Origin of the sequence: Actinoplanes lobatus (assembly GCF_014205215.1) — a bacterium.
Classification (GTDB): domain Bacteria; phylum Actinomycetota; class Actinomycetes; order Mycobacteriales; family Micromonosporaceae; genus Actinoplanes; species Actinoplanes lobatus.
On sequence record NZ_JACHNC010000001.1, the window covers coordinates 3,449,556 to 3,464,339 of the forward strand.

Below are 14,784 nucleotides of genomic sequence, written 5' to 3' on the forward strand. Positions count from 1 at the left end.
CTTTTCGGCGCTAGTTCCGTGCGCGCCTCCAAGCGCTTGCCGGAGCCTCTTAGCAACATCCGCCAGCAGCCCTACGGCTGCGTAAGTCTCAGGGAGTCCGCGTCCCATGTACGCGATCGTCAAGACCGGCGGCAAGCAGTACAAGGTTGCCGAGGGCGACGTGATCGAGGTCGAGAAGCTCGCGGGTCAGCCCGGCGATGCCCTGACCCTCGCCGCGGTCCTCCTCGTCGACGGTGACAACCTGGTGACCGAAGCGGCCAAGCTTGCCAACGTTACGGTGTCCGGCGAGATTGCCGAGCACACCAAGGGTCCGAAGATCCGGATCCACAAGTTCAAGAACAAGACCGGATACCACAAGCGCCAGGGGCATCGTCAGCCGCTGACCCGCGTCAAGGTGACCGGCATCAAGACCGGGAAGTAGGCGCGCCATGGCTCATAAAAAGGGTGCATCCAGCTCGCGTAACGGCCGTGAGTCCGCCGCTCAGCGACTGGGTGTGAAGCGGTTCGGTGGCCAGCTGGTCAACGCCGGCGAGATTCTGATCCGCCAGCGGGGCACGAAGTTCCACCCGGGCGACCTGGTCGGCCGTGGCGGCGACGACACGCTGTTCGCGCTTGCCGCCGGCAACGTCCAGTTCGGCACCTTGCGTGGTCGCAAGACCGTCAGCATCGTGCCGGCCGCGGAGTAGTTTTTCTCTACAGCGGGCCGTGGACCCTCGGGTCCGCGGCCCGCTGTTGTTTTCAACCCGGCGGCTGGCCCGCAGTGCTGTCCCAGCGACGCTGAGACAGCACTGAGAACCAGCCAGCAGTAGTAGGAGTCGCAAAGTGACCACGTTCGTCGACCGGGTAGTGCTGCACCTGCAGGCGGGTGACGGCGGGCACGGCTGTGCCTCCGTGCACCGGGAGAAGTTCAAGCCGCTCGGCGGGCCGGACGGCGGCAACGGTGGGCACGGCGGCAGCATCACCCTGGTGGTGGACCCGCAGCAGCACACCCTGCTGGACTTCCACTTCCACCCGCACATCAAGGCGAACAACGGTGGCGGCGGCGCCGGGTCGAACCGGGACGGCGCGACCGGCCGGGACCTGATCCTCAAGGTGCCGGACGGCACGGTCGTGCAGACCGAGGACGGCGAGGTGCTGGCCGACCTGATCGGCGCCGGCACCGAGTTCACCGTCGCCCGGGGCGGCCGGGGCGGCCGGGGCAACGCCTCGCTGGCCAACGCCCGGCGCAAGGTGCCCGGCTTCGCCGAACTGGGCGAGCCCGGCGACCAGTTGGACGTGGTCCTGGAGCTGAAGAGCGTCGCCGACGTCGGCCTGGTGGGTTTCCCGTCGGCCGGCAAGTCGTCGCTGATCTCGGTGATGTCCGCGGCCAAGCCGAAGATCGCCGACTACCCGTTCACCACGCTGGTGCCGAACCTGGGCGTGGTGCAGGCCGGTGAGGAGACCTACACCATCGCCGACGTGCCCGGCCTGATCCCCGGGGCGGCCACCGGCAAGGGGCTGGGCATGCAGTTCCTGCGGCACATCGAGCGGACCTCGGTGCTGGTGCACGTGCTGGACGCGGCGGCGCCGGAGATCGAGCGGGACCCGCTGGCCGACCTGGACGCGATCGAGGCCGAGCTGTCGGCGTACGGGGGGCTGGAGGACCGGCCGCGTCTCGTGGTGCTCAACAAGGTCGACATCCCGGACGGGCGGGACCTCGCCGAGATGGTCCGCCCCGACCTCGAGACCCGCGGCTACCAGGTCTTCGAGATCAGCGCGATCACCCGTGAGGGCCTGCGTGAGTTCAGCTTCGCCCTGGCCAAGCTGGTCGCCGAGTACCGCGCGGCCAAGCCGGTCGAGGAGGCGACCCGGATCGTGATCCGCCCCCGGGCGGTCGACGACACCGGCTTCACCATCGAGCAGGACGAGGACGGCGTCTTCGTGATCCGCGGCGCCCAGGTGGAGCGCTGGATCAAGCAGACCAACTTCGACAACGACGAGGCCATCGGCTACCTGGCCGACCGGCTGGATCGGATCGGCGTCGAGAGCGAGCTCGCCAAGAAGGGCGCCCAGGCCGGCGACCCGGTGCGCATCGGCACGCGCGAGTTCGACTGGCATCCCAACGCCGGGGAGTACGTCTCCGGCCCGCGCGGCACCGACTCCCGCCTGGAGGAGCTCGACACCCGGCCGTCCGCGGCGCAGCGGCTCGCGGCCCGCAAGGCCCGCCGTATCCGCAACGACGACGAGATTCAGCACATGGCCGCCGACGGGACGGTCAGCACGGTGTCGAACTCGCAGATGCCGGTGCTGGTCACCGACGAGGACGACGACACCGAGGGATAGTCCGGCGCGGACATACGGCGAGGGCGCTGCCCTCGCCGTATCGACGGACCGCGGCGGGGCATGATGGTCGTCATGCCGACCCTGACCCGTGCCGAGGCCGCCGACCGAGCGGCCGTCGTGGACGTCGAGGACTACCACGTCGACCTGGACCTCACCGCGGACGGTGACACCTTCCGATCCCGTACGGTCGTCCGGTTCCGGGCCCGGCCGGGCGCCGCCACGTTCCTGGAGTTCGAGCCGGTCGAGGTCGCCTCGATGACGCTGAACGGTGTGCCCGTGCCGTCCGGGGCGTCCACCGGCGCCCGGCTGGAGCTGACCGGCCTGGCCGAGGAGAACGAGCTGGTCGTCGACGCCCTGATGCGGTATTCGAACGACGGCGAGGGTCTGCACCGGTACACCGACCCGGCCGACGGCCGCACCTACCTCTACCAGCACCTGTTCATCAACAACGCGGGCCGGGTGCTGCCCAGCTTCGACCAGCCCGACCTCAAGGCGTCGTTCCGGGTGAGCGTGACCGCCCCGGCCGACTGGGTGGTGGCCACCAACGGCATCCTGGTCTCCCGGGAGGGCGGGCGCTGGGAGTTCGCGCCCACCAAGCGGATCTCCACCTACCTGGCCAGCCTGATCGCCGGGCCGTACCACGTGGTGACCAGCGAGCACGACGGCATCCCGCTGGCGCTCTACGCCCGCGCCGCCCTGGCCCAGCACCTGGAGGCCCAGGCGCCGGAGATCCTGCAACTGACCCGGCAGGCGCTGGACCGGTTCCACGAGATGTTCGAGATCCGCTACCCGTTCGGGCACTACCAGCAGGCGTTCGCGCCCGAGTTCAACTTCGGGGCCATGGAGTACCCGGGCCTGGTCGTCTTCCGGGACGAGATGATCCCGCGCTCCAAGGTCACCGACAGCGAGCGGGAACGCCGGGCCAACATCATCGCCCATGAGATGGCCCACATGTGGTTCGGCGACCTGGTCACCATGGCCTGGTGGGACGACCTGTGGCTGAACGAGTCGTTCGCCGAGTACCTGGGCAGCCGGGTGACCGCCGAGGCGACCCGGTTCTCCGACGCGTGGACCACCTTCGCCATGCAGCGCAAGGCCTGGGGACTGCGGGCCGACCAACGGCCCTCCACCCATCCGGTCGCCCCGTCCGAGGTCTCCGACACCGACGAGGCACTGCTCAACTTCGACGGCATCTCGTACGCGAAGGGCGCCGCCGTCCTCAAGCAGCTGGTCGCCTGGCTCGGTGACGAGGCCTTCCTGACCGGGCTGAACGCGCACTTCGAGTCGCACGCGTACGGCAACGCCACCCTGGCCGACCTGCTCGGCGCGCTGTCCAAGGCGTCCGGCCGGGACCTGTCCGGCTGGGCCGAGGTGTGGCTGCGCCGGGCCCAGGTCAACACGCTGCGTGCCGAGGTGACCCGGGACGGCGCGAACTACGCCGAGGTGGCCGTGGCGCAGACCGCTCCCGAGGGCTACCCGACACTGCGCCCGCACCGGATCGGCGTCGGCCTGTACGACCGGGTGCCCGGCGGAGGCGTGGTGCGCCGCAAGCGCCTCGAGGTCGAGCTGGAGGCGTCCGGGCGTACCGTGCTGACCGCTCTCGCCGGGGAGCCGGCGGCGGACCTGCTGCTGCTCGACGACGGCGATCTGACGTACGCGAAGATCCGCCTCGACCCGGGGTCGGCCGCCAACGTGCCGCAGCTCCTGCCGCTGCTGGACGACTCGCTGTCCCGGGCCGTGATCTGGGCCGCCATGCTGGACGCCGTGGTCGACGGCGAGCGCCCGGTCGCCGAGCTGGTCACCCTGGTCCTGGCCGCGCTGCCGATGGAGACCGAGGTGGCCGTCGTCGAGGACGTGCTGCGCGCCACCCGGGGCCTGGTCGACCGGTACGCCACCCCGGAGACACGCCCGGCCGCCCTGGAACTCGTCGCCCAGGCCGCCGACCGGCTGCTCGCCGCCTCGATGGGTGGCAGCTCCCGGCAGCTCGCCGCGGTCCGTGGCCTGATCGGCGCCACCGTCGACACCGCCCGGCTGCGCGGCTGGCTGGCCGGCGACGGCGTACCGGACGGGCTGACCGTCGACGCCGACCTGCGCTGGCTGATCATCTACCGGCTCTCGGTCCTCGGCGCCGCCGACTCGGAGATCATCGAGGCGGAGCGCGAGCAGGACCGCAGCGCCTCCGGCGAGCAGTGGGCCGCCCGGTGCCGGGCCGCCCGGCCGGACGCCGCGGCCAAGGAGGCCGCCTGGGCCGCGGTCATCGGCGACGGCTCGCTCTCCAACCGGCTCGCCGAGCTCACCGCGGCCGGCTTCTGGCAGCCCGAGCAGTTGGACCTGCTGGAGCCGTACGTCGAGCGGTACTTCGCCGACATGCCGGAGATGATGCGGGTGCGCAGCGGGATGAGCGCCGAGCACATCGCCGTGGTGGCGTACCCCACGGTCGCCGTGTCGGCGCGTACCCGGGAGCTCGCCGCCGGCCTGCTCGGCACCGACGGGCTGAACCCGATCCTGCGCCGCGTGGTGCAGGATTCCGACGACGACATGCGGCGGGCGCTGGCCGCCCGCGGCTGACCGGATTCGGTCGACTCCACCCCCGCGGCCTCGGGGCTTTCGTAGCCTGAGGCTTCGGGGGTGAATGCGTGGAGTGGTCCGAGGAGCTGGCCGGCGGTCTGCTGCAGGCCGCGCCGGACGCGATCCTGGTTCTGGCCGCCGGCCGCATCGTGCTCGCCAACGACCGTGCCGGGCAGATGTACGGCTGGCCCGTCGAGGAACTCGTCGGCCAGTCCGTCGAGGTGCTGCTCACCGACCATTCCCGGGCCCTCCTCCAGGAACGGCGGCGCGTCGTCGAGGAGGGCGTGCCCGGCTCGATCGGCCGGATCGTCACCACCGCGCGACGGCGCGACGGCGGGGAGTTCCCGGTCGAGTCGTCCACCGCACTCGTCGACACGGCCCAGGGCCGTGTCGCCGTCGCCGTGGTGCGCGACGTCACCGAGCGGGCCCGGGCCGAGGAGGAGAAGGACCGGCTCCGGGCCGAGGCGCACGCGCACCGCAGCCAGCGCCTGGAGAGCCTGGGCCAGCTGGCCGGCGGGATCGCCCACGACTTCAACAACATGCTCGGGGTGATCCTCAACTACGCCAACTTCGTGATCGAGGAGGCCGAGTCGGCCGAACCGGACGTCGCGATGATCGCCTCCGACGCCATGCAGGTGGTCCGGGCCGGTAGACGCGGCACCGACCTCACCCACCAGCTGCTCGCCTTCGCCCGGCGGGAGGTGGTCCGGCCGCAGCCGGTCGACCTCAACGCGCTGCTCACACAGGGCCAGGAGCTGCTGCGGCGTACCCTCGGCGAGCACATCAACCTGATCTTCCGGCCCGGCCCGGCCCTGCCGATGATCACCTGCGATCCCGGCCAGATCGAGCAGATGCTGGTCAACCTGGCCCAGAACGCCCGGGACGCGATGCCCTCCGGCGGCGACCTGGTGATCGACACCGCGGTGCTCGGCGACCGGGTCCGGCTGCGGGTCTGCGACTCGGGCCAGGGCATGCCCGCCGACGTGGCGGAACGGGCCTTCGAGCCGTTCTTCACCACCAAGGGCAGCGCCGAGGGCTCCGGGCTGGGCCTGGCCACCGTCTACGGCATCGTCACCCAGGCCGGCGGTGAGGTGACCCTGAACAGCGAGGTGGGGCTCGGCACCACGATCACCGTACTGCTGCCCGCCGGGGCCACACCGGCCACCGACGGGGCAACCGAACGGCCGGCCGCGACCGGCGGGCGCGGGGAGACCCTGCTCGTCGTCGAGGACGAGGACGCGCTGCGCGACGTGGCCGGGCGGATCCTCACCGGCGCCGGCTACCGGGTGCTCGCGGCCGAGGGCGGCGCCCAGGCCCTGGAACTCGCCGCCGGCCATGACGGCCGGATCGACCTGCTGGTCAGTGACGTGGTGATGCCCGGGATGCTGGGCAAGGAACTGGCCGAGCGGCTGGTCGTCGCCCGGCCGGGGACGCGGGTGCTCTACATGTCCGGGTACGCGCAGCCGGTGCTGGCCTCGCAGGGCACCCTCGACCCCGGGGTGGTGCTGCTGGAGAAGCCGTTCACGGCCGATGACCTGCTTGTGGCCGTACGCCGTCGGTTAGATGGTTGATCTTTCCGGGTTATTCTTCTGCGATGTCCGGAAGACGTGTTGGCATCATGGGCGGCACCTTCGACCCGATCCATCACGGTCACCTGGTCGCCGCGAGCGAGGTGCAGGCCCGATTCGATCTGGACGAGGTGATGTTCGTCCCGACCGGCCAGCCGTACGAGAAGGGCCGCGTCTCACCCGCCGAGGACCGCTACCTCATGACGGTCGTCGCCACCGCCTCCAACCCCCGCTTCCACGTGAGCCGCGCCGACATCGACCGGGACGGCCCCACCTACACCGTCGACACCCTGCGGGACATGCGTGCCGTCTACGGCCAGTCGGCGGAGCTGTACTTCATCACCGGGGCGGACGCGCTGGGCCGGATCATGTCGTGGAAGGACGCGCTCACCATGCTGGAGCTGGCGCACTTCATCGGCGTCACCCGGCCGGGGTTCGAGCTCTCCGGGGCCCACCTGCCGGCCGACAGCGTGACCCTGGTCGAGGTGCCGGCGATGGCCATCTCGTCCAGCGACTGCCGTAACCGGGTGGCGTCCGGCCTACCGGTCTGGTACCTGGTACCGGATGGTGTTGTGCAGTACATCAACAAGCGGGGCCTGTATCGGGACTCGGGTATTGCCAAGCCGGTGTGAGACGCTTGAAGTCCGCAAACCCGACCGAGGGGACTCTTCTTTGCCCGTCACCGAACGTGCTCTTGAACTCGCTCTGACGGCCGCTCAGGCCGCTGCGGACAAGAAGGCACACGACATCTCCGTCATCGACGTCGCCGACCAGATCTACATCACCGACGCCTTCGTCATCGCCTCGGCGTCCAACGAGCGTCAGGTGATCGCGATCGTCGACGCCATCGAGGAAGCCCTCATCAACCTGCCGGAGAAGGCCAAGCCGGTGCGGCGTGAGGGCCAGAACCAGGGCCGATGGGTGCTGCTGGACTACGTCGACATCGTGGTGCACGTGCAGCACAGCGAGGAGCGCGAGTTCTACGCCCTCGACCGGTTGTGGAAGGACTGCCCGATCATCCCGTTCGTCGACCGGGACATGGTCGACGCCACGGCCGGCACCGAGGCGCCGTGACGAGGCTCATCGTCTGGCGGCACGGCAACACCGACTGGAACGCGGGCGCCCGCGTGCAGGGGCAGACCGACGTGCCGCTCAACGATCTCGGCCGGCGGCAGGCCGTCGACGCCGCCGAGCTCCTCGTCCGGATGCGCCCGGCCGCGATCGTCGCCAGCGATCTCAGCCGGGCCGCCGACACCGCGGCCGCGCTCGCCGCGCTGACCGGTCTCGCCATCAGCACCGACGAGCGGCTCCGCGAGCGGCACTTCGGCGAGTGGCAGGGCCTCACCATGGCCGAGGTGGCCGCTGAGCGGCCCGAGGAGCACGCCCGCTGGACCGCCGGTGCGGACGTCATCGGCGGTGGTGTGGAGACCCTCGAAGACCTCGGCAAGCGGGTCTCCGACGCGCTCCAGGACGCGGCCCGGCCGGCCCCGCCCGGCGGCACGGTGGTGGTCGCCACCCACGGCGCGGCAGCCCGGCAGGGCGTCGGCCACCTGCTCGGCTGGGGGCGCGAGCAGCTGCGCACACTCCGTGCCCTGCAGAACTGTCACTGGGTCGAGCTGACCCACGACAGCGCGCGAGGGTGGCAGATGGCGGCGTACAACGTGGGCGTCCTCGCCGACCGGCCCGTCCCGCCGCCCGTCTGAGGGAACCGGCCGATGTCCGGTAACGTCTCACCACCATGCTGATCCGTAAAACCGTCGTCCCCGCCGCGCTGCTCCTGGCGCTCTCCGCCGGTTGCGCGAACAACACCGCCCCCATCGACGCCGGCGGCGCCCCCGAGCCCGCTCCGGTCACCTCCAGCGCCGCCGCGCCCTCGGCACCCGCCGGCTCGACCACCCTCACCGGGACCGTGACCGCCGGCGTCGAGCCGAACTGCCTGCTCCTCAAGGACGGCACCGGCGATCACCTGCTCGTCTTCGGCGACCAGAAAACGCAGGCCACGGTGCAGGTCGGCGCCGAGGTCACGGTGGTCGGCAAGGCCGATCCAGGGATGATGACCACCTGCATGCAGGGTGAGCCGTTCCTGGTCTCCTCGGTGGCCGGCAGCTGAGCTCCATCTGAATCAAGTACCTTGCCTGCATGACCATCGCGGTCGTGACCGACTCCACCGCGTACCTGCCGGCTGAACTCGACGGCATGTACGACCTGACCATCGTGCCGCTCACTGTCGTGATCAACGGCTGGGGCGGCCTGGAGGGCATCGAGGTCTCGCCGGCCGAGGTGGCCCGGGCGCTCACCGCGCGCCGGGCCGCCGTCAGCACCTCACGGCCGGCGCCCTCAGCCTTCACCGAGGTGTACCGTCGCCTGCTCGACGAGGGCGCCGACGGCGTCGTCTCGGTGCACATCTCCGCCAAACTGTCCGGCACCTACGAGGCCGCGCAGCTCGCCGCCGCCGAGATCGGCTCCCGCGTCAAGGTGGTCGACAGCGGGACCGCGGCCATGGGTCTCGGCTTCCCGGCGCTGGCCGCCGCGGAGGCCGCCCGCAAGGGCCACGACCTGGACGCGGTCTGGCAGGAAGCCACCGACCACGCGGCCCGGGTCACCACCCTCTTCTACGTCGACACGCTCGAATTCCTCCGCCGCGGCGGCCGGATCGGCGCAGCGTCCGCCCTGCTCGGCACGGCCCTGTCGGTGAAGCCGATCCTGCGCGTCGACGAGGGCGCCGTCGTGGTCCGCGACAAGGTCCGCACCGCCGGGCGGGCCCTCACCCGCCTGGTCGATCTGGCCGTCGAGGCGGCCGGCGACGGCGATGCCGACGTCGCGGTCCACCACCTGGGCACGCCGGACCGGGCGGCCGCGCTGGTCAGCGACCTCAGCGCCCGCCTCGGCGACCGGCTGCGGGACTGCTACCTCACCGAGGTGGGCGCGGTCGTCGCCGCCCACACCGGCCCGGGCCTGGCCGGCGTGGTGGTCCATCAGCGCGCCTGAGTTTGTGGTACGTGTGTCCTCGTCCCACCTTTCAGGGCCGTTCCGTCCGGTCGGCGCGATCTTGCTGCCCACTCGCGGCCTGCGCCGCGCCCGCCGGACGGGACGGCCCTGATGAAGGCGGGACGAGGACACGCGTACCACAAAAGGATCGAAACGCGGACCTTGGCCACGAACGATCTCTAGCTGGGGAAACGGTCCCAGGAGGAGGCCAGCCAGCGGGCCGGGGTGTGCTCGCCGGCGGTCAGGTGGGGAGCCAGGGCGGACCAGGGGAGGATGCGGTCGCCCAACTGGACCTCGTCGGCCTCGGGAAGCAGCGTGGGGGTGTCGCGGGGCCAGATCGCGCGGGTGCGCCAGCCCTCCGTGGCGTTGCCGAGCAGCTGGATGGCGGCGGAGGGCAGGTTCGGGTCGGGTGGCTGGTGGGCGTACTCGTGAACGGCCAGCAGGCGTTCGGCGCGACGGACCGGCTGGTGCAGGGGGTGGTCCGGCGGAGCCGGGTAGGGGATGGTGCGGCCGCGGTCGTCGCTCGTGTAGGCCATCGGGCTCAGGGCGTGCGGGGAGGTCGCGAAGATCGTTTCCGCCTCGGTGAAGAGGGCCGGCAGGTGGGGGCCGCCGTCGGCGGTGACCAGGAGGGTGCCGCGCTCGGGGGCGAAGGCCACCGGGACGCCGCCGACCTGGTCGGTGAGGCGTGACAGCCAGCCGTCCAGCAGCAGGTGGGAGGTCCAGTAGGCGTTGCCGTCGTCGACGAAACGGACCACCACCGGGCCGGTGGCCACGCCCCGCAGGACCGCGCCGGTCAGGTTGCCGCGGGCGGTCGTGAAGATCCGTTCGATACGGACTCCCCAGGTCTTCGACTGTGCCGGGGTGACGTAGGTCATCGTGTCGGGCTGGTCGACCACCACGAACTCGGAGAGGAACGGCAGCGCCGGCCGGTGCAGCGGGGAGCCCGGAGCGGCGCCGCGGAGCACGGGGCGCAGCAGCGGAGCGGCGTCCCGCCACGTGGCCGGGATGGGCTGCGGGCCGGCGACCAGGGCATCCAGGTGCGTGCGGTCGCGCAGCAGCGGGTCGAGACGCAGGATGGTCGGCTCGGTGTCACCGGGGGCGGTGAACCGAACCTCGAACGGTACGGCGTGATAGCGGGCGTCCCGGACACCGGCCCGGCGCAGCCGCCGGACGACCTTGGCGGCCAGACGGGCGCGGGCGATCCTGCGGAACAGGCCCACGGAGTCCCTCTTCTTACGTCAGGGGTCGGCGTTCTTACGTCAGGGATCGGCGCGACACGATCGCGCGGGCGTCGAGATCATCGTCGGTGGTGACGGTGGGCGTCAATCCGTTCCCGGTGGCCGCCGTGAGCGCCGCCGCGGTCTGCGCCTCGGTGATCTCGGAGATCAGCAGCCCGCCCGGGGCCAGCCAGCCGGCCGCCCCGGCGGTGACCGCGCGGAACACGGCCAGGCCGTCGTCGCCGCCGTCCAGCGCGGTACGCGGTTCGTGGTCCCGGGCCTCGGCGGGCAGGAACGGCAGGTGGCGGGTCGCGACGTAGGGCACGTTGGCCAGCAGGAGGGTGACCCGGCCGCGCAGCTCCGGCGGCAGGGCGCCGAACAGATCGCCCTGATGGACGGCGTGGTCCGGCAGGTTGTCCCGGGCGCACGCCACGGCGACCGGATCCACGTCGGCGGCGTGCAGGACGATTCCCGGAACCCGGTGGTGGACGGCCAGGCCCAGGGCGCCGGAACCGCAGCACAGGTCGACGACCACATCACCCGGACGGACCGCGGCGGCGCCGAGACGTACGAGCAGTTCACTGCGGACCCTGGGCACGAAGACCCCCGGCCGGAGGCGTACGCGGACGCCGCAGAAGTCGGCATGGCCGACCACCTGCTCCAGGGGCTCGCCGGCGGCACGCCGTTCGACCAGCGCGGCCAGGTGGTCAGCGGAGGTCGCGGCCCCGCTCAGGATCTCCGCCTCCTCCTCGGCGAACACGCAGCCGGCGGCACGCAGCCGGACGATCGCGGCGGCCCGGGCATCTGTCACACGCAGTCCTCAGCACGAATCGAAGGGCACGGGACGGTTGTCCACAATGCCGCGTCATCCACAAGGCCACGGGCGGGGGAACGCCGATCGCTCCTACGGTCGGGCCGTGCGAGAGGCGAAGGATAGCGGTGACGTCGTGGGGGCGCGGCTTCGGGCCGTGCTCGACGGGGGCGCGGCGCCGGCGGACGGGCCGCTGGAGTGGGCGGACATCATCCCCGCCTGGTCGGTGGAGGAGGACGATGTCTCCCCTTTAGAGAGCCGTTCCGCCGGCGGTTCGCAGGGTGGGGACGCTCCGCCCGCCGCCGGCTCGGGCGCCTTGCCGGGTGAGGGCGCCTTCGAGGGCGGGCACCGGCGGTGGTTGCACGCCTTCGATCCGGGGCGTCCCGGGGTGCGGGCGCTCGGCGCGGTGGCGCTGACGGTCGTGCTGATCGCGGCATTCCTGGCGTGGCGGGCCCGGCCGCGGGTCGATCCGGTCGAGCCGTCCCCGGTGGTCGCGGAGGCGGGCGCGTCGGCGCTGCCCCGGACCGGGGCCTCCGCCGGCGAGGTGGTGGTGGCGGTGGGCGGCAAGGTTCGGCGGCCGGGCCTGGTGCGGCTCAGCCCGGGCGCACGGGTCGCCGATGCCCTGGCCGCCGCGGGCGGGGCCGACCCGGGCGTGGACGTGGCGATGCTCAACCTCGCGCGGAGGGTCGCCGACGGCGAGTTGATCATGGTGGGGGTCACGCCGCCACCGGGTGCCGTGCCGGCCGCCGGGCCGTCCGCGCCCGCCGGCGCGGGATCGCTGGTGAATCTGAATGCCGCCACCCTCGCCGACCTGGACGGGCTGCCCGGGGTCGGGCCGGTGCTGGCGCAGCGGATCCTGGATGCCCGCGAGGCGCAGGGCGGGTTCCGGGCGGTCAGCGACCTGCGGAAGGTGGACGGCATCGGGCAGGCCCGGTTCGAGCAGCTGAAAGACCTGGTGACGGTCTGATGGGCGGGGCGGTCCCGGATCTTCGGCTGGCCGGGTTCACGATCGGGCTGTGGCTCGCGGCGCTGGGTGCGCTGCACCTCTCCGCCGGGTGGGGGATCGTGGCCGGGGCGGGTGGCCTGGGGTGCGCGGCGGTTCTCGCCGGGGCGCTCAGGTCCGCTGCCGTGGTGCGCTGGATCGGCGTGGCGGTGGCGCTCGGGGCCGGGTGCGGAGCGGTCGCCACCGCGGCGCGGATGTCGGTGCGGGAGGCGCCGGCGCTGTCCGTGCTCGTCGAGTCCGGTGCGACGGTCCGGGCCGCCCTCGTGGTGCGCGACGATCCCCGGCTCCTGGCCCGGTCGGCCGGGCCGCCGACGTTTCTGGTGGCGGTCACCCTGGAGTCGGTGACCCCGGAGGACGCGCCACCGGTCCGGCTCTCCGCGCGGGCCCTGGTGCTCGGCGGCGATCCGGGCTGGCGGGGGCTGCTGCCCGGGCAGCGGGTCACGGTCACCGGCCGCCTCCTGCCGCCCCGCCCCGGTGACCTGCGGGCCGCGGTGCTCTCGGCGCGGACCCCGCCGGTGCCGGAGGGCCGGCCGTCGTGGGCGCAGCGCGGCGCCGGTGTGCTGCGCGCGGGACTCCAGCGGGCCTGTGAGCCGCTGCCGGACGACTCCGGTGGCCTGCTGCCGGGCCTGGTGGTGGGTGACACCAGCCGGCTGGACCCGGCCCTGGAGGAGGACTTCCGGGCCACCGGGCTCACGCACTTGACGGCTGTCTCGGGGACGAACGTGGCGATCGTGCTGGGTGTCGTGCTGTTCGTGGTGCGCCGGTTCCCGGCCGGGCCGGTCCTCTGCGCGGTGCTGTGCGCGGTCGCGCTGGCCGGGTTCGTGATCCTGGCCCGGCCGTCGCCCAGCGTGATCCGGGCCGGTGCGATGGGCGCCATCGGGCTGTTGGGGCTGGCCGGCGGACGGCCACGGGCGGCGGTGCCCGCGCTGGCCGCCGGGGCCGCGGCGCTGCTGATCGCCGACCCGGAGCTGGCCGCCGATCCGGGGTTCGCTCTGTCGGTGCTCGCCACGGCCGGGTTGCTGCTGCTCGCGCCGGTGTGGCGGGACGGGCTGCGGCGGGCCGGATGCCCTCCAGGGGTGGCGGAGGCGCTGGCCGTGCCGGCCGCCGCGCAGGTGGCCTGCGGACCGGTGGTGGCGGCCATCTCCGGCACGGTCAGCCTCATCTCGGTGCCGGCGAACCTGGTCGTGGTCCCGGCGATCGCCCCCGCCACACTGCTCGGCGTGAGCGCGGCGGTGCTCTCGTCGTTCTGGCCGGCGGCCGCCGAGTTCACCGCGTGGCTCGGGCACTGGCCGGCGGAGTGGCTGGTGCTCGTCGCGCACACCGGTGCCCGGGTCCCGGCGGGCGCGCTGCCCTGGCCGGACGGCGCGACCGGCGGGCTGCTGCTGGCCGGGCTGACGGTGGCCGTGCTGTTCGCCGCGCGCCGGGCGATCGTGCGGCGGCTGGCGACCGTGGTGGCGCTCGGGGCGGTCCTCGGCGCGTTGCCGGTGCGGTTGCTCTCCCCGGGGTGGCCGCCGCCGGGGTGGTTCGTGGTGGCGTGCGCGGTCGGGCAGGGAGACGCCGTGGTGCTGGCCGCCGGGGCGGGGCGGGCCGTGGTGGTGGATGCCGGGCCCGAACCGAACGCGGTGGACCGGTGCCTGCGGCGGCTCGGTGTGCGGGAGGTGGCGGTCCTGGTGGTCAGCCACTTCCACGTCGACCACATCGGTGGCGTCGACGGGGTGTTCCGGGGCCGGCGGGTGGGCGCGGTGATCGGGCCCGCCTGGCCGGAGCCGGCGAGCGGGCGGGCCGCGGTGGAGAAGGCCGCCGCGGAGGCCGGGGTCGCGGTGGGGGTGGCCGGGGCCGGGTGGGCGTGTTCGGTCGGTGGGCTGCGGCTGGAGGCGCTCGGGCCGATCACCGAGATGCGCGGCACCAACTCGGATCCGAACAACAACTCGCTGATCCTGCGAGCCGGGGCCGGCGGCCGTTCGGTGCTGCTGCTCGGCGACGCGGAGACCGAGGAACAGGAGGATCTCGTCGCGGGGCTGGGCACGGCCGGGCTCCGGGCCGACGTGCTCAAGGTCGCGCACCACGGGAGCGCGTTGCAGGCGACGGCGCTGCTGGACGCCGTGCGGCCGGCGGTGGCGCTGGTGTCGGTCGGGCGGGACAACGACTACGGCCATCCCAACGCCGGGGTGATCGGGCGGATCGCGCGGGGCGGGGCGAGGGTCCTGCGTACCGATGAGTCGGGGGACGTGGCCGCGGTGATCGTGGAGGGGCGGTTGGCGGTGGCGGTCAGGGGTGATCCGCCGTCGTGAGGGCGGCGTGATGGCC

Annotated in this window: 14 protein-coding genes; 12 read left to right on the forward strand and 2 right to left on the reverse strand. The window is 72.9% G+C overall.

The features are described from left to right. Positions 1 to 106: 106 nt before the first annotated feature. The 10 genes from rplU (at position 107) to BJ964_RS16090 (ending at position 9,446) form a co-directional block, all read left to right on the forward strand. The gene (gene rplU / locus BJ964_RS16045) at positions 107 to 421 is read left to right on the forward strand and encodes a 50S ribosomal protein L21 (RefSeq protein ID WP_093621557.1); all 315 of its coding nucleotides are present in this window, start codon (positions 107 to 109) and stop codon (positions 419 to 421) included. A gap of 7 nt (positions 422 to 428) precedes the next feature. Continuing rightward, the gene (gene rpmA, locus BJ964_RS16050; RefSeq protein WP_188121409.1) at positions 429 to 686 is read left to right on the forward strand and encodes a 50S ribosomal protein L27; all 258 of its coding nucleotides are present in this window, start codon (positions 429 to 431) and stop codon (positions 684 to 686) included. 136 nt (positions 687 to 822) lie between these two features. After that, positions 823 to 2,322, forward strand: coding sequence for a GTPase ObgE (gene obgE, locus BJ964_RS16055; RefSeq protein WP_188121410.1), 1,500 nt, complete (start codon positions 823 to 825; stop codon positions 2,320 to 2,322). A 72-nt stretch (positions 2,323 to 2,394) separates the two neighbouring features. Beyond that, on the forward strand, positions 2,395 to 4,890 hold the full coding sequence (gene pepN / locus BJ964_RS16060; protein WP_188121411.1) for an aminopeptidase N: 2,496 nt from the start codon (positions 2,395 to 2,397) through the stop codon (positions 4,888 to 4,890). 68 nt (positions 4,891 to 4,958) lie between these two features. Continuing rightward, positions 4,959 to 6,461 (forward strand): ATP-binding protein, encoded by a 1,503-nt coding sequence (locus BJ964_RS16065; RefSeq protein WP_188121412.1) that lies wholly within the window; start codon positions 4,959 to 4,961, stop codon positions 6,459 to 6,461. Positions 6,462 to 6,484: 23 nt separating this feature from the next. Beyond that, positions 6,485 to 7,090, forward strand: coding sequence for a nicotinate-nucleotide adenylyltransferase (gene nadD, locus BJ964_RS16070; RefSeq protein ID WP_188121413.1), 606 nt, complete (start codon positions 6,485 to 6,487; stop codon positions 7,088 to 7,090). Between the two features lie 40 nt (positions 7,091 to 7,130). Then, on the forward strand, positions 7,131 to 7,532 hold the full coding sequence (rsfS, locus tag BJ964_RS16075) for a ribosome silencing factor (RefSeq protein ID WP_183226183.1): 402 nt from the start codon (positions 7,131 to 7,133) through the stop codon (positions 7,530 to 7,532). Then, positions 7,529 to 8,161 carry a histidine phosphatase family protein gene (locus tag BJ964_RS16080; RefSeq protein ID WP_188121414.1) on the forward strand — a complete coding sequence of 211 codons (633 nt, stop codon included), beginning with the start codon at positions 7,529 to 7,531 and terminating at the stop codon, positions 8,159 to 8,161. The genes rsfS and BJ964_RS16080 overlap by 4 nt, the downstream gene beginning before the upstream one ends. A gap of 35 nt (positions 8,162 to 8,196) precedes the next feature. Beyond that, positions 8,197 to 8,568: a hypothetical protein gene (locus BJ964_RS16085; protein ID WP_188121415.1), complete on the forward strand. Its 372-nt coding sequence runs from the start codon at positions 8,197 to 8,199 to the stop codon at positions 8,566 to 8,568. A gap of 29 nt (positions 8,569 to 8,597) precedes the next feature. After that, on the forward strand, positions 8,598 to 9,446 hold the full coding sequence (locus BJ964_RS16090) for a DegV family protein (protein WP_188121416.1): 849 nt from the start codon (positions 8,598 to 8,600) through the stop codon (positions 9,444 to 9,446). A 179-nt stretch (positions 9,447 to 9,625) separates the two neighbouring features. On the opposite strand, the gene BJ964_RS16095 is transcribed toward BJ964_RS16090, so the two are convergent. Both BJ964_RS16095 and BJ964_RS16100 read right to left on the reverse strand, forming a co-directional pair. Next, positions 9,626 to 10,666 carry a hypothetical protein gene (locus BJ964_RS16095; protein ID WP_188121417.1) on the reverse strand — a complete coding sequence of 347 codons (1,041 nt, stop codon included), beginning with the start codon at positions 10,664 to 10,666 and terminating at the stop codon, positions 9,626 to 9,628. Between the two features lie 34 nt (positions 10,667 to 10,700). Then, positions 10,701 to 11,480: a putative protein N(5)-glutamine methyltransferase gene (locus tag BJ964_RS16100; protein WP_203832676.1), complete on the reverse strand. Its 780-nt coding sequence runs from the start codon at positions 11,478 to 11,480 to the stop codon at positions 10,701 to 10,703. 100 nt (positions 11,481 to 11,580) lie between these two features. On the opposite strand from BJ964_RS16100, the gene BJ964_RS16105 reads away from it, so the two are divergent. Continuing rightward, positions 11,581 to 12,441 carry a ComEA family DNA-binding protein gene (locus BJ964_RS16105; protein ID WP_307838041.1) on the forward strand — a complete coding sequence of 287 codons (861 nt, stop codon included), beginning with the start codon at positions 11,581 to 11,583 and terminating at the stop codon, positions 12,439 to 12,441. Next, on the forward strand, positions 12,441 to 14,768 hold the full coding sequence (locus BJ964_RS16110) for a ComEC/Rec2 family competence protein (RefSeq protein ID WP_188121418.1): 2,328 nt from the start codon (positions 12,441 to 12,443) through the stop codon (positions 14,766 to 14,768). Before BJ964_RS16105 ends, BJ964_RS16110 begins: the two co-directional genes overlap by 1 nt. Positions 14,769 to 14,784: the final 16 nt, after the last annotated feature.

What these genes read in the sequence shown, in the direction of transcription:
- rplU (WP_093621557.1), top strand. Translation starts at nt 107, where the DNA reads ATGTACGCGATCGTCAAGACCGGCGGCAAGCAGTACAAGGTTGCCGAG.
- rpmA (WP_188121409.1), top strand. Translation starts at nt 429, where the DNA reads ATGGCTCATAAAAAGGGTGCATCCAGCTCGCGTAACGGCCGTGAGTCC.
- pepN (WP_188121411.1), top strand. Translation starts at nt 2,395, where the DNA reads ATGCCGACCCTGACCCGTGCCGAGGCCGCCGACCGAGCGGCCGTCGTG.
- nadD (WP_188121413.1), top strand. Translation starts at nt 6,485, where the DNA reads ATGTCCGGAAGACGTGTTGGCATCATGGGCGGCACCTTCGACCCGATC.
- BJ964_RS16085 (WP_188121415.1), top strand. Translation starts at nt 8,197, where the DNA reads ATGCTGATCCGTAAAACCGTCGTCCCCGCCGCGCTGCTCCTGGCGCTC.
- BJ964_RS16090 (WP_188121416.1), top strand. Translation starts at nt 8,598, where the DNA reads ATGACCATCGCGGTCGTGACCGACTCCACCGCGTACCTGCCGGCTGAA.
- BJ964_RS16110 (WP_188121418.1), top strand. Translation starts at nt 12,441, where the DNA reads ATGGGCGGGGCGGTCCCGGATCTTCGGCTGGCCGGGTTCACGATCGGG.